At 55.2% G+C, this 23,430-nt stretch carries 10 protein-coding genes and 2 pseudogenes; 8 read left to right on the top strand and 4 right to left on the bottom strand.

What is annotated here, in order from left to right:
- Positions 1 to 81: 81 nt before the first annotated feature.
- The 3 genes from EP007_RS16790 (at position 82) to EP007_RS16780 (ending at position 8,588) form a co-directional block, all read left to right on the top strand.
- Positions 82 to 1,620: a hypothetical protein gene (locus EP007_RS16790; protein WP_128478925.1), complete on the top strand. Its 1,539-nt coding sequence runs from the start codon at positions 82 to 84 to the stop codon at positions 1,618 to 1,620.
- A gap of 163 nt (positions 1,621 to 1,783) precedes the next feature.
- Complete coding sequence (locus EP007_RS16785) at positions 1,784 to 4,969, top strand: PD-(D/E)XK nuclease family protein (RefSeq protein ID WP_128478924.1); 3,186 nt, start codon at positions 1,784 to 1,786, stop codon at positions 4,967 to 4,969.
- Positions 4,962 to 8,588: a UvrD-helicase domain-containing protein gene (locus tag EP007_RS16780; RefSeq protein ID WP_128478923.1), complete on the top strand. Its 3,627-nt coding sequence runs from the start codon at positions 4,962 to 4,964 to the stop codon at positions 8,586 to 8,588. The genes EP007_RS16785 and EP007_RS16780 overlap by 8 nt, the downstream gene beginning before the upstream one ends.
- A gap of 18 nt (positions 8,589 to 8,606) precedes the next feature.
- Here the strand turns inward: EP007_RS16780 and EP007_RS16775 are convergent, their stop codons facing one another.
- Positions 8,607 to 15,017: a sacsin N-terminal ATP-binding-like domain-containing protein gene (locus tag EP007_RS16775; protein ID WP_128478922.1), complete on the bottom strand. Its 6,411-nt coding sequence runs from the start codon at positions 15,015 to 15,017 to the stop codon at positions 8,607 to 8,609.
- A 558-nt stretch (positions 15,018 to 15,575) separates the two neighbouring features.
- Between EP007_RS16775 and EP007_RS16770 the strand changes: the two genes are divergently transcribed.
- The 3 genes from EP007_RS16770 (at position 15,576) to EP007_RS16760 (ending at position 17,777) form a co-directional block, all read left to right on the top strand.
- Complete coding sequence (locus EP007_RS16770) at positions 15,576 to 16,394, top strand: ParA family protein (protein WP_128478921.1); 819 nt, start codon at positions 15,576 to 15,578, stop codon at positions 16,392 to 16,394.
- Positions 16,391 to 16,807, top strand: coding sequence for a hypothetical protein (locus EP007_RS16765; RefSeq protein ID WP_128478920.1), 417 nt, complete (start codon positions 16,391 to 16,393; stop codon positions 16,805 to 16,807). The genes EP007_RS16770 and EP007_RS16765 overlap by 4 nt, the downstream gene beginning before the upstream one ends.
- Before the next feature lie 256 nt (positions 16,808 to 17,063).
- Positions 17,064 to 17,777: a hypothetical protein gene (locus EP007_RS16760; RefSeq protein WP_128478919.1), complete on the top strand. Its 714-nt coding sequence runs from the start codon at positions 17,064 to 17,066 to the stop codon at positions 17,775 to 17,777.
- A gap of 427 nt (positions 17,778 to 18,204) precedes the next feature.
- Here EP007_RS16760 and EP007_RS16755 read toward each other — a convergent pair whose 3' ends face one another.
- Positions 18,205 to 18,690 (bottom strand): hypothetical protein, encoded by a 486-nt coding sequence (locus tag EP007_RS16755; RefSeq protein WP_243700513.1) that lies wholly within the window; start codon positions 18,688 to 18,690, stop codon positions 18,205 to 18,207.
- Between the two features lie 525 nt (positions 18,691 to 19,215).
- Here EP007_RS16755 and EP007_RS16750 point away from each other — a divergent pair.
- Positions 19,216 to 20,192 (top strand): annotated as a pseudogene (locus tag EP007_RS16750) (IS1595 family transposase).
- Positions 20,193 to 20,276: 84 nt separating this feature from the next.
- Here the strand turns inward: EP007_RS16750 and EP007_RS16745 are convergent.
- Both EP007_RS16745 and EP007_RS16735 read right to left on the bottom strand, forming a co-directional pair.
- Positions 20,277 to 20,654: pseudogene (locus EP007_RS16745) on the bottom strand (ISH3 family transposase); the annotation flags it as partial.
- Between the two features lie 883 nt (positions 20,655 to 21,537).
- Positions 21,538 to 22,164, bottom strand: coding sequence for a hypothetical protein (locus EP007_RS16735; RefSeq protein ID WP_128478917.1), 627 nt, complete (start codon positions 22,162 to 22,164; stop codon positions 21,538 to 21,540).
- 465 nt (positions 22,165 to 22,629) lie between these two features.
- On the opposite strand from EP007_RS16735, the gene EP007_RS16730 reads away from it, so the two are divergent.
- On the top strand, positions 22,630 to 23,115 hold the full coding sequence (locus EP007_RS16730) for a hypothetical protein (RefSeq protein ID WP_128478916.1): 486 nt from the start codon (positions 22,630 to 22,632) through the stop codon (positions 23,113 to 23,115).
- Positions 23,116 to 23,430 lie beyond the last annotated feature (315 nt).

Genomic DNA, 23,430 nt, shown 5'->3' with positions numbered 1-23,430 from the left:
CTCAATCCGTCCACCGCCGTATACTGACTAAAGTTGTATTTCTGGTGAATTAAATAGGATGCTGAAGTGGTATCTGATAGAATGCCACCGGATTGGGATAGTGATGTACGCCTGTTAATCAAGGACAGAGTCCAAGCCATCATTGAACGGTACAGCGATGTTGATGTCGATCTGCCGACGCAGACGTTTCATCGGTTGAACTCTGGAGGATTCATTGATAACACCGAAGAGTTCTCCGTTCCCGTCCCTGGTGATGTCTTCGAAGATACGGATGTCTTCGATAACCTGTATAATGGCGAGTTCGGAGAGGTGGCCTCCCGTATCTACGAGGAACTTCCGGATCCGCCCGAGGACGATGGCTACTCTGAATCGAAACGTATCGAATCTATCGAGCGTGGGTTATTCGAGTTCGTCGGCATTGTGTTGAATTACGCTGGCAAGTTTCAGTTCGACGAAGATGCCTTTGCTGCCGCCTTCGACGAACAGTTCGAACCTCGCTTCACCGATCGAGAGTATTCCCGATTCCTACTCTGTTTGAAGAACACCACCATTGAGTCAGACATCACGATCAACCTTGAAACAGATATCCAGGGTAGTCCAGATTATCTGGGGCCATACGGGGTTGACACACTCCGCATTCGTCCCTTAGATCGCTTAGAAGAAGTCGGAATCGCGACTCACGAAGCACCGGGGACTGGGGTCCTTGAGCCGATCGAGACACTCGATGCAGGAAGTCCAAACGCAGCGTTAGAAATCGTCCTCCATCGCCGGCGACCCTACCAGGAAATCGCTCGGGAGATCGATGACACTGAGATCACTCCATGGGTAGGGCCGGACTTCGATGTCACGCCGACCGATGTCTATCCCTGGCAGCAGCTGACCGACGTGATAGAGTATATCGCGACGAGCGTTCGTCGGTGTCTCCGGCTCCTGTGCCCGCTGAGAACTGTCGGATTCGAGAAAGGTTATCATGTGGTTCCGGGCTGGGAATCGTATCGTGGTATCGCGACACCGGTTACCTTCGAACTTGAATTTGAGTGTCCAAATGAACCGACTGGGACACATCTTGCTGAAGATCGAGCCTTAGAGATTCCCCGGTTGTGGAGTACTCACCGACGCCGCATAGCACCCGATCATACTAAGTTTCAGAACCCGCTAGCCCGGTTCGAGCGAATGTTCAGCCGGGAGTCGCTTGAGGACCAATTAGTCGACTGTGTCGTCGGCTGTGAGACGACCGTGTTGAAAGGCGGTTCTCCTGGAGGTAACAGGTACCGGCTTGGTGTTCGGACGGCGGTTCTCCTTGCAGACCACAATTCACCCGATTGGTCGCCAGAACGGATTGGAGCGTTCTTCAAAACGCTGTACGAACATCGAAATGATGTTGTTCATGATGATAGATCACTCCCGGATGCGCCAAGCGACGACGACCGGATTGTAATCGGAGATACGGAATTTCTAGCCAGTAGATTCCTCGAACACGCCCGTGAGCTCTATGCCGATATCATTCGAGAGTATCTCGATCTTGTAGAGTTGAAGGACGAGTCCATTCAGGATATTAATAAACGTATAGATGCTGCTACACTCGAACAAGGCACGAAAATACGCGAACAGTTGTTCTAAATCCCTTTGAGCTAGGTTTGGTTCGCTATATATTTGTCCGCGTGTTAGCGGCTATCGCCTGACCCGTCTTCTCCTTTTGTACTCGCTCTCAGAGGGGGTGTATACTAAGATGTCGATGTCGGTAAGAATAAAGTAAGGGCGATATCTTGGTCAGAAGTATTCGATGGATTCAACGCTTCTTACTGGTCCGACGCATGCCCGACTGGAACAGCGAGCATTTCAGCGGGCTGATGACATCGCAACTGATTCGCTGGGGAGTATTCTCTACATAACTCGGAATGACGCTCGTCGAAGTTCGGTCGAGGATAGCTGGGCGGCGTCGCACGAACCACTCCGACTTCGTGCCGAGACGCTTGATACGGTCGTTCGAGAGTGTTACGAGAATCTTCAAGGTCCGGTCCAACAACTTTCCGGGCAGCTGAACCGCCGGCTCACGGAGTACGCGCTCGACAGAACCACAGCCGAGACAGAGGGTGCTCTCGCTGGCGAACCCGCATCCTCTGCTCTCGCAGACTCGTTCAGTAGCCGGTTTTCACTCTTCGATGACGCTGGCGTCGGGACTGCCGACGCGCTGGCGGCAGAGTTTGAGGGTTCAGCTCTTGATGACCGTATTGCGACAGCCACTGTTGACGCCTACCGCCATTACCGGGATCTCCACACCGACTACGTCGACGGGTGGGTCTGTAGCCGAGGAGAAATGTTTCAAGCCGTCGCGACGGCAGACCAGTCGTTATCAGCAGTCTTTCCAGAACTGGATGTCGTCATTCTCTCAGGATATCACGAGTTCCGCTCCGCTGAACGCCGCCTCATCGAACGCTTCGTCAACGAATTCCCGATGGTCGCACTACTTCCGCTCCATCAGGGTGGCCGGAGCGGGGTCGATGCCGTCGCAACCGACGCCCTGGATGTCTATGAATCGCTGGACTTCGAGACAGTAGAACTGGACCCGGTCGATGATGCTGGGAGAGCCTTCGGAATAATCACCGATGCTCTTTATCGACCGAACCCCGACGCCATCCCAGTCCCTGACACCCTCCGATGGCGGGAACTTCCCACACCGGAGCGTGAGATTCGCTTCGTGGCCCGCCAACTCCGAACCGAGTTAGCCAACGGGCGTGATCCTGACAATCTTGCCGTCGTCATCCCAGGTACCGAGGCGTATTCAGGCTATGTCGAGGACACGTTCGATACGTTCAATATCCCGCACGTTACAACTGCCGCCTCACAGCTGAATCGAACCTTCACCGGGAGTGTCGTTCACGATCTACTGAATCTCGCCGAACCAGACCCGCGTGCCGAGGACCTCACGTCGTTGCTTGCAAATCCGCTGGTCAACGTCGTCGATGCCGACCAGGTCAACGCCATCACGGCTGCCGCCCGCCAGCGGGATACGGTTTCGATTTCGCCCTTGCTAGATGATATCGACGACGAGGCGGAGGCACTAGTTGAGGAACTGCTGGCCACACTGGAGGTACTCCGGGCAGAAGACATCGGAGACGCGACCGAGACGCTACGCTGGCTGTTGGACAACCAATTTGACATGGAGACAGCGTCAGAGGACTATGCCAGCGGCGCTGAGAAAGCTATCGAACAACGGGCTTACGATCTCGTGGATGAGGTCCTTTCCTCGTTCGAGTCGCTGGAAGCCGTCAATAGCGACCTCCCCCCGTTGTCACTGTTCACTCGAGCCTTCGATGGCGTGCCGATTCGGGTCCCGCAGAGCGCTGCTGGCGGTCACGTCGAAGTGATGGGGTTGCTTGACGCTCGGATGCGTTCGTTCGAGAAAGTCTATCTCGTGGGGATGACGAGCGAGCACTTCCCGATGACACCGGAACGGCCTGCTTTCTTCGAGGAAATGACGGATGCACATCCACGGTTTGACACCGGCGATGAGCGGCTCCGAGGCCGTTATCTTTTCGCGACGCTGCTCGCGAACGTCGACGAGCTCACAATTACCACACCGGAGACGGGCGACGATGAATCCGCCGTCGTCCGGTCACCGGTGCTCGATGAACTACAGCGCGTTACAGGGATCGAACCTGAAAATGGCGTTGATAATCGTGTCGGCTCTCGTGAAGACCTCCAACGCCATGTCGCCGTGGCAGATGACCGGCGTGCCGCAGTAAGCTACGCCGGCGACCGCGGTGACCTCTCCCCCGAGCAAACGAAGCGAGTCGACCGTGGACTCAGCTGTGCGACTAACAGGGGCACGGCCGACATCTCCGAGCACGACGGTGCACTCAATCCGGAGACTGTTGCAGAGGTCTATCCGCCGTCAGAGCGTGAACCCTACAGCGCAAGCCGAATTGAGCGATATGCCGAGTGTGGCTTCAAGTTCTACGCTGACAACGTACTCGAGATCGAGGATCCCGACGATGTTGAGGTCGTTCCGACACCCCTCGAAACTGGATCGTATGTCCACGACGTCCTCGAACGCTTCTACGCCGATCTTCAGGACGAGACTGCGGGGAGTGTTGACCTCACCGAGTACGACCAAGACGTACTGGCGGCTCATCTCCATGAGATCGCCGACGAGGAACTTCGGGGCGCTGACTTCGAATACGACGGCCTATTCTACGAACGGTGGAAGGCGGAGCTCTTTGCAGGACTAGGCGACCATGAAGCTGTTCCCTACCTGTCTGGGGCACCCCCTCACGACGCTCCGGAACAGGGACTGTTCGCAACATTCCTCAAGAACGAACTGTCGCGAGAGAATTCCGACAAGCCTCACCTGTTCGAGGCTCCATTTGGCGAGGATCTTCCCGATTCGGATGCTGGGCCGTTCGAAGTCGAACGACCGGATGGATCGACAGTTTCCATCCGTGGCTACATCGACCGCGTTGACATCCATGACGGGGAGCAACCGGCGCTCACACTCTACGACTACAAGACCGGCCGTGCCCCCTACATGACGAAGACGACTGGCGGAACGAAGTTCCAGCTCCCCATCTATCTCCTCGCCGCGAACGAGGTCGTGGACGGTGACCTGTTTGAGCAGGGTGAGCTATCCGCGACGTACTATCAGGTCCGACCGCCGAACGACCTCAAGATTCCCGGTGGTGTCGAATCGAAATTCGACTCACAGGCGGAACTCCGCCAGTTCCTGAACGATGTCGTCCCCGATTGGCTCGGACAGATCGACGAAGCGATTGCCAACGGGCAGTTCCACACGACGTTGTTGTCCGAACGAGAGGCGAACTGCCGCTACTGTGACTACCGTCGCGCCTGTGACGTCCGGCACCATCGCAAGCGGGAGTTCGTCGACGAGGTTCGAGACGACGGCACTACCTACGTACCATTCCGTGTGCAGGACGACGCAGATCTCGAGGCGGTGATGAGCGATGACTGAGGAAGCCGACGACATTCAGCTGACGGGCGAGCAGGAAGACGCACTCGTTCAGGACCGGAACGTCGCAATCACAGCCGGTGCTGGCACCGGCAAAACGACGACACTGACCGAGCGGTACGTCACGATATTGGCCGAGAATCCAGACCTTACTCCCGAGAATATCGCCACGATTACCTTCACCCGCAAAGCAGCTGCGGAACTGACTGAACGCGTTCGGGAGGAAGTATACGACCGACTCGAAGCCGTCGACTCGCCGACAGCGTATCACCGCTGGCGAGACGTACTAGACGACCTTGAGGACGGCTATGTCCACACGATACACGCGTTTTGTACCCGCCTCCTCCGAGAGCGGGCCGTCGAAGCCCCGGTCCCGATTGGGTTCGACGTGCTCGATGAGGACGGCGCCGCGACACTCCAGCGCGAAGTTGTTACTGAATTCCTCGAACGACACCAGGACGAGGAAGATGTCGCCCTCCTCGCTCAGCTCTGGGGACGTGATGAACTAGTCGACATTCTCGGAGGGTTGCTCGACGAACGGCCACAGAGCGAGGCCGTATTGGACGCGTGGGAGGACGCTGACGCCGAGAGGTACGTCGACGTGCTATGGGAGGTTATCTGTGAGTTGGACGCTGCTGACGCTCGCGAGACCCTGTATGAGGACGGACTTCTGAATCAGTTGCGAACGATAACCGGGCGCGTAGACCGCAAGGCGACGATCTCCGACGACGACGGCCTTCGAGCCTACCGAACACTTGAGGATGTCGTCGAGCAACTCCCCGATGATCCTGCCGAGAGTGACTCCCGTACCTGTCAGCAGGCAATTCTCGCCCTCTATGAAGCGTGTGAGAAGAAAAACGGCGGTCTGTACAGTAGTTCCGGTTACGTCGTCGGCGACAGAGACGAGTGGAATGAGTACGGCGACGTCTATGACGACCTGAAGGACGTGATCAATACGGTTATCGCTGCGGTCGAACCCCACGAGGAGGCGCTCGCGACCACGCCCGGTGAACTCGAAGCGAATAGTGCCCACTATGCGCTCGCCCTGCTTCGCGTGTTTGACGATGTGTTGGCAGCATACGATGCCGAGAAAGAGCGTCGAGATACGTTGGATTTCCCCGACGTGATTGAGACTACACTGCAGTTCCTTCGGACCAACGAGGTCGTGACCGAGCGGCTTCGAGACCAGTTCGCAGCTGTGATGGTCGACGAGTTCCAGGACACGGATCCCCGCCAGTGGGAACTCGTGAAACTCCTCACCGGCGTCGACCAGGAGACTTCGTCGAATGTCTTCCTCGTCGGTGACGAGAAACAGAGCATCTACGGATTCCGGGGAGCAGATGTGACGACGTTTGGTGCGGCCCGTGACGAACTCCAGGCGGTCAATGCGGCCCAAGGTGTTGATATTGTTCTCGATAGCGAGGCTGAAAGCCCGACTGAGCTCGAACTCTCGGGGAACTTCCGAACGTTGGATACCCCACTCTCGTTCCTCAACGAACTCTTCGGACACCTGTTCCGGCCGGAGGGCGATGATCACGCCCCCTTCGAGGCATCTCCACAGGAACTCACCACGGAGCGTGCTCGCGTGGAGGAAATCGAGGGCCTGACAGGGAATGTCGAGTATCTCGCCGTGCCGGACGATGCAGAGACCGCTGAAGCGTTGCTCGGTGCGGACCATCCCGTTGTAGCGGGGGCACTCGACCACACCATCGAGGCTGAAGCACAAGGTCTTGCCGCTCGGTTAACGCAGCTGTTCGACAATCCGCCGATGATACAGGATCCAGACACGGGAGCCCATCGCGAAGCCACGCCCGACGACGTGGCGATACTCCTCCGCCGACGAACCCACCTCGACCGGTATCAACGGGCCCTTGAGGAGTACGACATCCCCTATACCGTCGTCGGCGGGGTCGGGTTCTACGATACGCCGGAGGTGCAGGCACTTACGAACCTGCTTCGAGTTCTCGGAGATCCACGGGACGATGTCTCTCTCTACGGCGTCCTCCGGTCGCCGTTGTTTGGGTTCACTGATGATCGCCTCGCACCGGTAGTTGCGGACGCCGACTCGGTCTGGGAGGCACTCGCTGAGACGGACGATCTACAGCTGGCGGATGCGTTCGACCTCTTGTCGACGTGGCGGACGCTCAGCGGCTGTGCGACGCCGCCCGAGGACGGTGTACTTCCGTGGAATCGGTTGCTGTCACGGGTGATTGACGACACTGGATATCTGGCCAGCGTGAGTGCTGACGAACGTGGTCGTCAGGCCGTCGCGAACGTCGAGAAGTTCCGCGATCAGGTGCGGACTTGGAGCGAAAACGGCGTTCACACCGCTGCTGGGTTACTCCACCGTATCGACCGACAAGCCGAAATCGATCCCCGTGAGGGGGAGGCCGACATCCCCGGAGACGCCGAGGGCGTTCGAATCATGACGATTCATTCTGCGAAGGGCTTGGAGTTCCCGATCGTCACAGTTCCCGACATCGGGAGTAGTCTCAACTTCGGTCAGTCCATCGACGACCACGGGTACGTCCGTCTCGTGGGGGGAACTGATGACGCACCTCCGATTCCGGCCGTTGGTGGTCCGAATCCGAATGATGCGTTCTCGATCGAGAAGACAGCTGTTCACGAATACGCTGATCGACAGTCACTCCCCCAAGAGCGAGCGGAATCGAAACGGCTCCTCTACGTTGCGTGTACAAGAACGCGAGATCACCTCCTTCTCTGTGGAACACACGAAATCGATGTTGACGAATCGGGAGCCATCGAACTCGGTGAGCCGGCAGCCTTCGATGAGGCAGATCGGTGGCGAGATTACCTTCAGCCGGTCCTCCTTAATGGAAACCTCGTCGACCGAGCGATTCGGGAGGGACAGGCTCATGGACAGATCGGGGCGGCCAGCTACACGGTACGTAAGCCTCCGCGTCCAGTAGATTGGAAAACCGACGACGATACTGCGGATTCGACACCGGAAATATCGATTCCTACACCACCAGCTCCGACGCCGGCGAAACGGGTTGCTGCGACGACCCTCGTGAATGAGGTTGCAGACACCTCTGAGGATGGTCACAGCTACACGCAAAGCGGTGAGTCATCCGGACTAAGCCCGACGATGTTTGGGACTGTTGTGCATCGAATCAACGAACTCCGGCCGCCGAGAGACGAGTGGCCAACACTCGTTCGTCGTCTGAGTCAGATGGCCGGTGAGGAGCCAACCGAGGGGGATCTCCGCGATGCCGTGGAACATGCCGCTGATGCAGTCGAATTTGTGGATCAGGTTGAAGCGGATGTCCAACCCCAAGCGACCTACGACGAGTTCTCTGTCGTCGCCCGACTTGGTGAGTCGCAGATTGTCGGTGATATCGACCGACTGCTCGTTACTCCAGACGTTTACCACATCATTGACTACAAGACAAACGACCTCTCGTCGACCTCGACTGCTGAGCTAGCTGATCACTATCGTCCCCAGATGCTCGCGTATGCGCTGGCTCTCCTGCAACATAGTCCTGATCGCAGTATTCGTGCGTCACTTCGATTCACCGATGCTGGCGTTGAAGAGCGATTTGAATGGGACGCAAGTGAGTACTCTGTGATCGAATCTGAGCTTCGTTCTATGGTTGAGTAGATTCCTGAATATTGACTCTCAGTCGAACGTGATGCGGAGATAGCCTCCACGGATTGTCCGCTCTAGAGTGTTGGCGATAATGCTGTCGACGGCATCGTCCGGCACATCCTTGGCCACCGGCAGGTCCAAGTTCGGAAGGTATGCATAGAGGTCGGCTGGCGTCCGGAATGTTACGCCTGGCGCCGGCGTGATCGACGTCGCATCGAGTAAGTCAATGTCGTTGCCCTCAATGCGGACTAGCTGGATGCGGTACGGAACATCGTTTCGGACGAACGTTAGCGCCCGTCGGAACTCGTTGACTGTGAAGCGGACGGTGTAGGGTGAGTCGCCGGTCACGGCCTTCACCTCGATCGGGGTCGGTTGGATGGTCTCATCGCTAGCTGTCCCGGCGACTCGGCCCGTAATATCGAGGATGTCGTACCCCGGACCACGCTCATCAGCGGCGACGAAGGTGAGGCGAGGCACGTCATCGGATCGGGACGTCCGACCGGTCTTGATAGAGTCGAGAAGTTGCTGGGCGAGTTGTTCGGGTGTTCGCTCCAGGCGGTCGATATCGCGGCAGCGACCGGGGTTGTGCCAGGGACAGGAGCTCGACTCATCGACGACCGACTCAAGATGCCTACCTAGTCGATGCTGCCAGTCGTCGGTTTCCTCGGTCCAAGCCTTGAGCTGGCCGCAGATGGAGGCGAAGATGACCTCCTCAGCGAACTCGGGGCGGTCGGTGAGATCGCTGCTACCGCCGCTTCCATATTCGGCGTCTCGGGACTGGATGCGGCCGGACACGTCGCTGTTGGCGTCGTCGGCGAACTGTATTGGCGTGGCTTGAATCGTCTCAAAGGCCTGTTCTCGCACCTTTTGAGTGTGCGTTTCTTCTTCGGACGGCGAGTTGTGACGGTCCGGGAACTCCCCTGTCTTGAGATACTGCCTGAGTGATCCACGGAGGACTTGGTTGCTGGTTCCGTTCCCATCCTCCGGTCCAGTATCGGGAGTTCCGTTGTCAAAGATGGCGGTGAGAACGGCCTCACAGAGGTCGTCTAAGGCTGCAGGACTGAGTGTGAGCCAGCAGTCGTCCTCGCCGGTCTCCTCAGTCTCGATAAGACGATGTGCAAACGGTGGGCTGGTCCAGGACCACTCGGCCGGTTGCTGGCGTGTCTCTTTTCGCCACACTTGGATGTCTTGGAGCTCGGTCCAGCGGGTCTCTTTGTCGGCGTTCCACCAAATTCGGCTAACCGTTTCTAGACGATGTGCTTGCTCTTTCGGCAGAGGGTGGTGGTTTTCAAACGCCGGATGATAGGTGCTGGCCCACGTGACGAACGTTTCCAGGTCGATAGTCTTCGAGAGGGCGGTACAGGGACATTCCTCCGATAGAGCAGCCCGGTCGGAGAGCAAGGTTTGGATCATCTCGATGACCGGTTCTGGAGCCGACTGGGTCGCGTCGATAAGGGACTCCATGGTATCGAAGTCGGTCGTTTGCTTACCGATAGCCTGCCGGATGTTCATCCGGATTGTGTAGGCATCTGTCTCCGTCTCGGCGAGACGGTCGTCGAGGGAGGTCAGTATCTGGTCAATGTCGAGCGACGCGCCAATTGTGTCCAAGAGGGCTACCGTTGCCTCGATGTCCGACCGGAGCGCGTCAGCCGATCCTTGTCCAATTGTGCGTCGGACGGCATCAACATCGAGGTCTGCATCGAGTACTTCCTCCTCGCTGGCGAGGGCGAGCCGGAGGTATGTCGAACGCGAGCGCTCGAACAGTACCTGGAGTGCCTCGGTGAAGACCGTTGGATCTGGACCTTCATCATCGACGGATGCCACGTTGTAGGCAAGTCCGTACTGGGTGCTTTCGGTCCCAGTCTTGTTCTCGCCAAGTGGGTAGACGGCAGAATGTTCACCGAATCGGGAATCTTGTAGCGAAAACCGCTCACGGTAGCGCTCGAACATCTCTTCTGGAACGCTCCGGATGTGGTCAATCGCGACCTCCAGGTCTTCGCGGTGGTCAGGCTGGAACGTTTCGCTGGTCTCCGCACTCAACGCGGCGAGGATGAGCGGCCGCCGACTACGCAGTTTCGTGGCGAGACGCTCGTCCGTTTCGGGATTACCCCCTGAATCGAGTTGGTCTACCGATAGCTGTGGGCGGTCGCTGGCTTGTGTCCGGAATTCGCAGTCGAGTGCTGATGCGAGGGTTGCCCCTCGGCCGACAGTCGGCGTCTCCACGACCCACGGACCTTCCCAGGAGCCGTCGCGATCTTCCCAAGGGAGTTGCTGGCTGTCGCTGAACCAGTAAGTTTCTTGATTACGAACAAGCTCGACCGGTACCGACGCCCACTGATCGCCGGCTTTGACTGGGAAGTGGGTGAGAAAGGGAAGTTCACCGAGTGTTGAGTCGTCACGGTCGAGGTAGTCGGCGATCGGTGTAATGAGGCGTGAGTAGACGGTCTTCCAACCATCGGCGATGCCGTCGGTGGCCAACTCCTTGAGCGCGATGGGCTCGTCCTGATTGGATACCAACGGCGTTGCAGCAAGTTCCTCCTGGATCTTCTGGAGGCGGAGCGCTGCCTCGGTGGCAGACAACTCTTCGAGCGGCTTGATGCCGAGCGTCCGCCAGACTTGGATGTCGATCTCTGTCGCCCCGACGTCGACTGTCGGGAGCCAATTGCCTGTCTGTGACCCCTCGCCTGCACGCTCGACCGCCCAGAGGATGGAGTCATCGGACCACCAGCTCGGTGCCTGGAAGCCGCTATGCTGGCCCCACATCTGTGCCGCGCGGAGTTGCCAGTTAAGCAATGTTGGGACCGTGTCGGTCCAGCCGTGGCGCCCGCTGTGGTTGTCACGACATGACCACCCCGTGGTCAGAATCGATTGCTTGAGGTTGTCCCCGTAGGTGGCGAGGACGTCACAGACGTACTCCACGCCAAGTCGGGCGAAGGGATTGTCCGAGCCCTCGGTAGATATCCAAGTCCACGACTCCAAGGCGACGTCGCGGCTGTCAAGCCCATCCACGACAGTTGACGGTGCGATGCCGAGCTCGCTACTGGTATACCGACCACGGAGTTCTTTAACTGAGCACTGATCGCTGTGGCCGGCGGTCGACTGCGGACCGAACTCCGGTGCGGTGATTAAGTCAAGATATGACCCACTATCCTCACCACGGGTTCCGATGGCTGTCCGGCTGATGACCTGCTGCAACGTTGCCCGGAGACTCGAAACCGTTTCCATGTCGACCTCAGCTTGAGCATCGCTCATGTCCCACTTGAGTGGGTTCCAATGATCGCGTCCCTTCCCAGGCGTTTCTGTCTGTGCAAGGGCCTCCACTTCCGGGAATGCTGAGAGACCGAGGATGCTAAGAAGCTTTGCTGTCGTAGTGGGGGAGATATCCCGTTCGGCAAGGAACTGCCAGCGATTGTCGTCTGGCGGGCGGACGATCGGCCTGGCATTTACCGGTTCGGCCGAGGTCGTAGGCTGCTCGTCCAACTCTGACGGCAGTCCCCCCCAGGTGTCGACCTGCTCGTCGGTCTCCCGGAGTGCCTGCCAACTCGGTGGCAGGCGAATGTCGGCGATACGGTGATCGGTCTCATCGGCCTGGTTGAGGAGGTCCGACTGCAGCTGGTTTCGTCTTACCGCAAGTCGATTCAGGAGGTTCCGCTTGCGCTCGGAGTTGTGGGTGTGTTTATGGACGTTGTCGTGAGCAAGGTACGCTCCCTCCGTCGGAACGAGACGCTCTCGCTCCTGGCCGGCGACGGCTGCCGCAAAGAAGCTCAGGGCGTCGTCCGAGAGCGCTTTATTGGAGGCATCGCACTCGTCCGTTCGCCCCTGCTGGCGTTGGGTCGACCCGAGGAGTTCGCGCACGTATTGTGGGTACGATCGTAGCTGGACGATCCCCCAATCGTTCCCCGCCTCTGAGAGAATGCTACTGCACCGGGAATCTTCGGAAATCGCTTCGTCGATGACGAACACGCTGAGGCCGATGTTGTCCGGAGGGATACGTAACTCCGTCTCAGGCGCATCATCACCCCTCCAGAACACTGTTCGTGTGTATGTCTCTGTCACGTTGCCACCCTCGCCGTGGGACTCTACAGGGACCAACTGGACATATCCCTCGTCAGTGTCCTCCGACCGATAGGAGCACGGAAGGATGTGGACGCCAGCATCTGCGATGTCGAACTCGTCATCTAGGATCTTCGCGACGTCTTTCTCTTTGCTATCGGCGTATGCGTCCACGAGCGTAACTGACCCGATGAAGAGTTGCTGCCCGATCGTCGACGGTACGACGATATGTGTGTCCGGACTTGTTAGGTGTTGTGAGAGCTGGGTGGTCCAGGCCTGTACGAGCGAGCGGAGTCGCTCTGTCTCGTCTGTCGCTGACGGCGGTGCTTCCTCTAGAAGATAGCGATACCGTTTAGACCAGTCGACGGTGTCAAGATCGCCGTGCACACTCCACCGAAGGAACGAAAGTAGGCTTTCCAAGGTGGGGAGACGGCGCGTCGTCTTCGTCGGACCCCTCTTATGGACGGACTCGCCCAGTCGTTCCCTGACTAAGTAGAGTGCTGCGTAGGCTCCTACCACTTCGGGGTTTGGATGCAGAAGTGCCTCGGTGACTGCCGTCGCCGGTGTGTCGGAGTCGTTGATTCTCGCCGTGGGCAGGCACGGTCGTTCGCCCAGCTGGTTGTATACGGCCCGAGAGAATAGGTCTAGCAGGCCAATCTCGGCCTCGTCAATTCGGACCTCGTCGTTGATGATGTCCGTAAGCGTCACGTCATCATCACCTGCAGGCGTCGGCGGCAGGAGATTCCACGGGCTGTTCACGGTTCCCAAATCACCTGCGCATCTATCCCGGCGAGCAAGCACGGTCGCGACGTCGCCAATGAGTGTCGCACAGTGGTCTAGGATGAACGCGTTGTACTGGTCTGAGTCAGAGTAGAGTTTCTCCCGATCTTTTGAGACCTCCACGTTCGCATGCAGGCAGAATGGGAATTGTCTCGAGGCACCCGTAATCGGGTAGTAGAGATACGGCGGGTAGGAGTGAGACTCCGGCCCGACGCCATCGAGTACATTACCTTCGAGGACTGTCTGCAGATCCTTGTCAGCCAGCCAGGCTGGCGGCTCGTTATCCGTCGGGACGAGGATTCGTGGTTGGACGTCTACTTCCTGTTCATCATCTGTCGATCGACGTTGCTCTGTGGTCAGCAGGTTCTTCGGGACGATAGGTTCGTGTCCCTCTACCCAGTGGAACAGGTCGTAGGTCTGCTGGACCCGCTCTTGGCCCTGTCCTTGATTATAATCCTGCTCTCGCTGGTCAACTGTCACCGTCACAGATGTCGACTGCACCGGGCGCTCGGTATCGGTTGTGTGGGTCACCGGGTCCGACCGGTCAATATCCCACCGTTCGTGGGCCTTCCGCTCGCTCCCCTCAAGATGATCCAGTACGAGCTGGTCGATGTTCCCGAAGTGGATGAGTGACTCTGGCGTTACCTCGCCTCGTGACTCTCCGTACGCGTTTGCCGTGGCCGAGTAGCTCAGCCGAGCCCACAGGTTGTTCGCAATTCGGCTGGGGTCGCCATTGCGCTCTGTCTCAACCCCGAGGGCCGAACGGAATTCCGTAAGATCCTCGTCCTCAAAGTGTACGATGACTGCCGTCGTGAACTGATCCGGAATATCTGGCCCATCGACGATCACCGACGCATCGGTTAACAGCTGTTTTGCTACCTTTTGTAGCGAGCCATCTAGTGCCGCTCGGTCGTCCGGCACCTCAAGTGGTAGCGGATAGGAAAAGAAGGGGAGGCTCGTGACGTCTTCGGAGCGAAGGGTTTCTGGCGTGATGTGGCTCGTGTGGTCTGTCGGCGCAACGAGCTCGGCAAGGTCGCCAGTTGCTAGCCGCCCCCGGAAGTTGTCAAGGCACTCTGCCACCGCCGGCTTGTCAGTCGCTGTCGACCGAGAGAGAACGGCCGCGGTCGGGTTCACAGGCCCACATTGGAGCCGCCCGAGATTCCCGTCTTCAAGGTTCGTCCATACCTCGTAGGCATCTCCGATGGTACAGACTGATGTCAGGCCTACTCCCTTCTCGCCAATTGCGTCTGTCTCCTTCCCTGAGCGGCTGACCTTGCGTAGGTCCTCCAGAACCTCCTCGTCTTCAAGTTCAAACGGCGCACCGGTGTTGGCTACTAGGACGCCTTCACGTGAGACGGCGACGTACAGCGTCCCCGTCTCGTCTGCCTTCTGGATAGCATCACGACCGTTCTGCAGGAGTTCTACCAGTTCACGGTCTTGATGGGCGCCGGCTGTCCCCGCTTCGCCGCCACCAATGCTCGTCTCGTTGAAGAGCGCATCCTTCGGTGTGTCGTACCGACCGTCTGGACCTATAGACTCAAGTTTTTCCAGCAGATCGACGTATCTATCGGTCAATTCGTTTGTCCACTCTCTGGCCTTAAGTGACATCTAATGAAACGTAATTCAGAGACAATGTAATTAAATACTTTGTCTAAGATCAATTGACTCGATCTGTGTTTATTCCCTGGTCCCTTCGTGAGTATATTACCAGTTACTAACCGTCCCCCTGATGAGCAGACGACTCTTCGCTGTTAGTCTCATTAATCTAGTAACGGTTATAGTTCTCATTGAATGGTGCTTCCATTAATTACTGTTCTCGTCTCTAAGAACTGTAACTGATCTCATAGCGACTGGAAAAACAGAAACGAGCAAAACGAGAGTAACGAATAGAACGAGTGGGGCGAGGGTAATGAACGGCCTCTCCGGATTAAATTAGATGGCGCTGAAACCGACTATCTATGTACTCGTTGAACGAAACGAAAGAAACGAGCGTAACGAATTAATTGATAAAAACGAATACGTTCTATTCAATGAGCATAACGAACGGTAGGATTTAACAGGGTGGTATTCCATTCATCGAGCGAAACACCCGCACTGAACGCACCCATCGTAACGAGCGAAACGAACAAAACGAGCACAACGAACTCATCACACATAACGACCGATATGAGCGACACGAACACTTCACGAATCACCGTAGCGAATCAGAAAGGAGGTGCCGGGAAAACAACGGATGTCATCCATACTGGCGGCGCTCTCGCCGCACGAGGACACGATGTCCTCCTCGTCGACATCGACTACCACGGCGGGCTCACATGCTCACTCGGCTACAACGATCTCTACTACGACACAGACCGGACCACGCTCTTCGACGTACTCGACTTCGACCAAATGGAGGCAGTGAACGATGTCATCGTCGAACATGAGGAGTTCGATATTCTCCCTGCCAGCGAGAAGCTCGCGAATAATAAGAACATCCAGACGCTGCTCGAAGCTCCCAAGAGTCGAGAGCGACTGGGGATGACCCTCGATGAACTTGACAAAGACTACGATTACATCATCGTCGATACCCCACCGTCACTCAACGTTCTCACCGATAACGCACTCGTCGCAACAGGAAACGTGATTATCCCTGTGATTCCGGAGAAGCTAAACGCCAATAGCCTCCAGATTTTCGCAAAACAGCTCAGATCGCTCGAACCAGCCTACGGGGACATCAACCGTCTCGCAATCATGTGCAATCGCGTCGAGCAGAATGGCGAACACCGGAATACGATTGCAGAAATCGAATCAGCATATTCACTACCGGTTTTCCAGATTCCGAAGCGCACCGACCTGTCCCAATCAATCGGCCAAGGAACGTCCATTTTCGGCTTCGACAAAGAGAACAAGCGCGTTGAGGATGCCCGCCAGTTATTCACTGAAATCGCTGATCTCCTTGACGAGACGTTTGAGAAGACTGCTCCGGAGGAGGTGAAAACATGAGTGATGGCTGGGGTGATGCCTCAGGTATCGAAGGCAACTACGAGAACAACAAGGAAGAAGAAACGAACGAGGCGACTGAAACCGACCAAACCAGTTCATCGACTGAAACACAGAAGACGAGCTCACCGAACGAAACGAAGGAAACGAATTCATCGAGTGAAACGAATAAAACGAGCAAGACGAACATCAAGGACGAGTGGAACGGCCGGACGATCTACATCCCGGACAACATCCTCGATGATTTGGAGGATACGTACCTTGAGTCCCAACTGAAACTCCGGAAAGCCGGTCGTGACGAATTCAAGAAGAACCGGCATTTCTACCCACTCCTCGTGCAGTTCGGTCTCGAAGCCCTCTCAGACGCCGACGCTGACGAAATTCAGACTCGACTCTCCGACATCGGAGATGAATAGATTTCTGTGAGACTGTTAAATCGCTCTAGCATCGTTGGTAGCACGACTTCTTTATTCAAGCGGTATTAAAAACTGAGAATAGGGTACTGTCTAATTACCCAAAACCGTCCGAGGAGGAGCCGATGACTGGGACTTAATTGGGACGAACCTAATGTTTATCTATCTTGCCTTGCTCAATCATTTCAATCGATTACCAAGTCCCTATAGACGATATCATTAGTTTCAAATAAATAGATTCCTCGTATCACATAAACAGATGTCTAACTTCGAAGCTAGTCTCTCAGAACTAGGTGAAGGGGATAGAGAAGAACTGGATGTTTTCACCCAAGACTTATCAAATCAACTGAAATATTTGGGAAGAGCCAACCAATTCATAGAAATATGGAAAGAAAGGAATTATAGGAACCTTGATGAAATAGACCGATATTTAATACAGCAATCAAAACTGAAAGGCAGAACCTTTTCATATGTAATGGATAGAATTAGCGACTGTTATAGAAAATCACACAGAATATTCAAAAAAGAAGAACTAAATAAATCTCTCGTTCAATATATCCGAGATATAGATGAACGGAACCTTAGAACATATCTTCAATATCACTTAGAAGATATCTTAACAGAGGACTTGGACTGGGTATCTAATACTATCAGTGAGCATCAGTATTACAAACGCTATGAATGCGGTCTGGAAGCAATTAAGAGTGAAATTGTAGCTCGTAATGGATTAGATATATTGGACAATATACCCGATAAATGTGACTCAATTAGTGACCGTTATCGTGCCGCGGTCAAGGAAGGAAACGATTTTAGAACAAGTGGCGGAACACCTGAGCTTGAGTCTGCAGTATATGACGCGATTTGGCTGGCCGGATGTGGGATAGCTATAACGTATGATGGGGCAGAGATAAATCCATTAAGTGTAGGTATGTCTTTAATGGGGTTAGCAGCATACGGTCAAGCACGAAATTAAAAAGCAACATCCGGTACTGACGATGCCGTAAGTAGCGGCAGACGCACTGGGAGGGCCTTCGTGGCAAGTCGAGCGTCTTTAACTCTTCAACGTCCGCCGGTAACAGGACACCCTCGGCTATCGTTATCTCGCTCATATGTAGAAACGTGGAAAGAGGTCGTCCACGTATTGGGGCTTCAAGTTGAGCGAGTGGGCGTTCAAATCGCCGGAAGACAGCAGGACCAGTTCATGTCAGATCCCCCTTCCACAGCTCTAAATAAGAACGAGCCTGTCACAGCTGACAGCCCACAACGCGAGCGCATTCCGGGACCATCGCTATTACTCCTAGTTGGAGGTCCCGTACTTGACATCTTCGAATAGGCCGCACAAGGACAAGGTCCCTCATCCTTCGAGACCTATCATTAATCGTGTTGGAAGATACCTCGAACTACTTACCGAACGCGTCTGCGAGCAACTCTCGCATCGCAGGCCGCCGGGCCTCTCGACGTTTCTCCTCGGAAAGATAATTCTGATGCACCACGTCCGCGGAGGAACTCCCCTGTTCGTCAGCGATGATATCGAGGCGGTCGAGCACGTCTGCAAGGGCGTCTTGGTACTGGCTATACCAGAATCGGCGGGCCATGTGGGGCTTCGGGAGGCCACCGTCGACGCGGACACCAGCCTGTTTGGCGAGTCGGTGGAACCGATTCCGGACAGTATCCGAGTCAATGTGGCCCGTCTCGGCTTGTGTTGAGGGGAAGAGGTAGCCACTCCACTCGTCGTAGTCATCGACGAGTTCGTGCTGGCGCTCCCGGTAGGCGTCCAAGCCGTAGAGAAGGCTGACTGTGCTTGGGCCGTTCTTCCGTTCCTCGAACTCAATGTGTGGGTCGTCGGAGTCGACACCGACAAACTGGTTGACGTGGAGTCGCGCGATCTCGCCTGACCGTAACCCCCAAGTTTCGGGATTAGATTGTGTCCCTAGAACACAAGTAATAGTGAGGCACTCCTAACCACTCGTGAAACCCCCGTATTCCGTATGATCCGGATACTCGACACGCTCTGAGCGAGACGGTTGATTTCGGGTGGACAAATCCCGCATTCGGTTTCTCAACCTGCTGACTACATCTTCTGTACTCAGCATAGCTACGGTCAAGTTACTCCGAATCTGACAGGAGATGCGTGGTGAATTCGAACCACGCATCGCACATGTCATCTCGTAATCTAATGGATTTCAACAACGCACAAGATGATCTGCTTGTCCGATGAGCTAAATTGGGTGCTGGAGTTTTTTGAGACCTCCTTCGGGAAGTGTGAGGAGTAGTTGCGAGGCAGGTGATTTAACCAACAGACTATGCGCTAGCCGGTCGGATAGCGCTTTGTGTTGGTTAAACGATGGCGCTCTTATATAGAGCTGCGGAAAGCCCCTGTAGTTACACTGAGCCAGCCATAATCTGGGAGTATGTCGTCTGCTCAGCCGGCGTTCGGCGCAATGTTTCGAGAGCTGATCGAGCTGGGCGTCGTCGAGATCGACACCGAACCGCTCGATGCCCGCATCGAGCGGCGACTCAAGGAATTCTGAGAGAATACGTCCTGTCCACGGTGCGGGCACAACTCCGTTCAAACGTGGCCACACCACGACCGCGTGTGGTGCCGTGACTGCAACTTCAAGCCGGTCTACACCTACGGAACGCCGTTCCACGAGAAGCACCTCACCTGTGGTGAGGTACTTTTCGCGTTCACCCTCTACGCCGATACGTTGCTCAGATCAACCAGATCGCGCCGTTGGTCGGGCGAGCCTACAAAACCATTCACACCGCGATTCGGGAGGTGGAAACCGCGATTCATCGCGGTTTCCCCGTCGTCTGGAGCCTCCTCGACCAAACCATCGACGGACCGATCCAAGTCGACGAATCTGGTGCAGTCTGTTCGGGCTACAAAGGCCAAGAGCCGCCGCGGCACAGCCGTTCTCGCGGCGGCTCGTCCCAAACTGGCCGCTCACGCTGGCGGGGCCGTCACGGCGATCAGTTGACGCTCGTCGCGGCGTGCCGCGACTCGCTTCGCGTGATCCGCGGCCAACTCGGCATCGACTACGACGGTGATCTTGAGCCAGTGATTCAGGCGGCTGAAGACCTCTCCCAGCCACTGGGAGAGGTCTGGACCGACGGACTCCAAGCCTACCGAGAAATGGAGCATGACCATCGACCCGTCGTGCACAAGGAACGGTACGTATCGCCCGACGGCGTCCACATCAATCAGGCTGAGTGCCTGTTCTCGCTCGTCAAGCCGTGGCTACGGAAGTTCCGCGGCCTGTCCAAGCAGGGCTTGGAACAGGCCGCTCACACCTTCGGCATCGTTCGCTCACTCACCCTTGTGGGCGAATCCATCGATTCAGCCATTGAGTGTCTCGTTATCGGGGCGTTCCACAGTTCTACATAAGAGCGAACGATGGGGCAATCGATAGAGGTCACGTCCCAGTTAGGTATCGATACTGTCGAGATCTAACTCAGAGGCTTCGAGAGGTCCCTCGATACCGCTATATTGGTCGTAGTAGGGTCGCAAGTGGAGGTCCGCGACGACCTCCATCTGCTGGGGGAGGACGTCGAGAACGTCTTTCTGGAGGAGCGTGTTCCCAACTTCTTCGAGTGCCTCCAGGTCGAACTTGGTCCGGAGATGGTAGAGAACCGAGTTTTCGTGCGGTGCATCTTCATTTCTCTCACAGAGCGTCGAGACGGAGGTCCCGTCGGCGCAAGCGCCGACGAGGACCTCGTAGATGTCTTGAGCGTCGAGTTTGGCGTTCTCTCCGAGTGTGAGTGCAACTTCCTCGTTAAGGGAGTTGACGAGGAAGTTAAGAAGCCGGTCCTTGTGGATTTCACCGTCTGCTTGCTGGGTTTTAGACACACCTTCTGCAAGCAGACGTCTCAACTAACTGGCTTTGTGAAGTACTGAACCTTACTTTCGTATCCTACTCTCGATTTCGTGGAGAAAAACGATGAGGGATACCGACTGACCACCACTTTACAGTCCGCTGAAGACCTCCTCACGCGTTTTAGTACACTCATTGATGGCGCTACAGACACAGAATCGTAGTCACAATCATCAAGTTGATTTTCTGAAAATTCGGAGATTAGTCTGTCGATAGAATTAGGTGACAGGTCGTTCTGAATCCACGATTAGTCTGCTCGCGGATGTGGACAAACGCCACTTGGAATCAGCGTCGAAACCACCAATGTGGTCGTAAATCTAACTGATGTGGTCCCAACACGCTTCCTTCCGGGGATTTTGCACAGACCACTGTGCAGTTTTAGCTTGTCATCAACATCGTCATCGCTTCTGCTACCCCGTATCTGGTGGTCTTAACCAACAACTATCCGCCAATCCAGCCCGTATGTTGGTTAACTCTGCTACCCCCAATACTGACGGAAGATGAGTTTCCTGGTGCCGACCTCGCTAGTCAACCTGAGAATGAGACACTACTCGGCGAGCAGAAACTCGTCAGTCAGAGTCGTCTGACGTCCTCGGGGATGAGGGTGAATCCGAGTGTCCGAAAGTCACTATCGAATGCGAAGATGTGGTTGATGTCGCGGCTTCCAGCGAGGACACTACTGGCGTGGTCAACGAACAAGATTAGTAAATTACCAGATAGCGGGCTTGAAATCCTTCGTGAGAAAGAATTCGATCACGACGGTCTCGTCCTGAGGTAGCACGCGGGGAAAGCAATACCGAGTCTAATTCATAATTCAGCGGCTTCGTCGGAATCACCGACTCAGAAATTGTTTGCCAATCAGTCCATGATTTGGGATTCGGGGATCATCCAGGGACCATCGTACCAGAACATTCCGTAGTCTAAGAGGACCTTGCGTCCGTTGTAGACTCCGACTTCTTCATCGTGTGGAATCCAGTTTGGGTCGCTCTGTGTGAGTGCTTCTTTGAGTGGTTCAGCTTGAGGCGTTCCACCGTCGCTTCTGGTCACATCCGACGCTTCAGGCATTGTAATCCACGAAAAGTTTTCTCCGTCCCAGCCAGTGATCGGGACAAACAGGTGGTCGACGTCTCGTGCTTTGGCCTCACAGTAGATGCGGACTTTTCCGAAATTCTCTATCGAATAACACCGGGTGAACCGTGGATCAGACGTATGCTCTCCCTCTACTGCAGTGAAATCTCGGTCTTTCCCGTGCGTCGAGGTGATGACATACTGGGGTCCAGCATCTTCTCTAACTATCCGGCCGAACTCCGGATGTTCTTGTGGTACTCTCCCTGCTCGTGGATTCCCGAATCGCCACGAATCATCTGTCGCATACTCTTTGCGTGCGGTCTTGTATTCCCCATCACGAAGAGTTTCGACCAATTCTGTTATCCACTCTTCCCCTGCGTCTGTAAAAATGGAAGGAGAGCGTTCAGATTCGCTCATAAGGTAGGATAATGCAACTCATGTATAACAGAGTCGTTTTGAAAGTCTCGGTATATAGGGTTTGATATTTATGCTGCAGTAAGAATTTTTAACTAGCATGAATTCGTACAATCTGCTACGTAACAGTCGTTTGTCCGGATCTTCGTCAAATACATCGGATTCCAACTCCTCAAGCCGTTTGCTGATATTCCAGTTCCATCAGTACGTAGAGACAGTCTAGATGGCACTGTCTAGTTACGCAGTTCTCGAATAGATTGGCGATACAGCGCCTCTTTGGCCGGTAGCAAACGGTACGGATTCCTGCAGCTTTGTCGGGGTGTTGAGTAAGACCGGCGAATGCACGCCGCTCATCGCATCTCGACCCTAAATTACAGTTATCATACACTAGTTCCACGCGCCTTCCGCGAGTTCATCGTACCACCGTCTGCCGGTTTCGCGTAACTAGACAGTGCCGTCTAGATCATCTTGTATGATTCAAACAATATATCCATACGGAAACAATTTATATCCAAAATAATAGATATTCAAATTATATTCCGTGAGGGGCCACTAGAAGCCGAAGTTTCCGCTGCCGAAGATGAGGACGATGCAGACGTATTGGAGGCTCTAGGCGACTTCGTTGAAAGTTATGATGCCATGGGAATCGGAATACAACAGGAAACTACTGTTGACCCCACAGAAGGGGATACAGCAGACGAATTAAGCACCGACGAGCATACAACTGGCGGCAGCAATGGTCGTTCCAATTCGTTATTTGATGAAGTAAATGCAACAGATACCGAACTACAGCGAGTACTGAAAACCGGGAGGGTTGAGGATGATGAGATTAAGGAATTCCCCGAAATTCTCGAAGATACCGACCTGCTTGGAACCTCTGTTGCAGAGCGTATTTTGACTGGAGCAGCAGTTGTGCTTACCTTTAGAGGATGCTCACGGTGTTTCGCGTGCTAAAACAACTAATCTAAAAGATGCACTTGGAGAGTCTGGGTTAGACATTGATAACTGGTCGAACATTCACGCACAAGAGAATAAAGATGTTTACCTCCACCCCAAGGGAGTCGGTTCATCGGGAACTACAGCAGTTCGGGAGCCTGGTAAAGAGGACTCCTACGACTACATACAGGCATTGGTTGATAACCTCCGAGATGAGAGAGAAGATAGCAAGTAAAACAACGCCGAAGACGGCCTACTATAATGAATTTCCCAGGCATAGAGTGATGAGATCCAGGACAAAATCACTCTGCGATTAAACAGCGATAGTTGGCA

Origin of the sequence: Halorussus pelagicus (assembly GCF_004087835.1) — an archaeon.
Lineage (GTDB): Archaea > Halobacteriota > Halobacteria > Halobacteriales > Haladaptataceae > Halorussus > Halorussus pelagicus.
The sequence above is the reverse complement of the archived record's forward strand: the minus strand, read 5'-3'. Positions and strand labels throughout refer to the sequence as shown.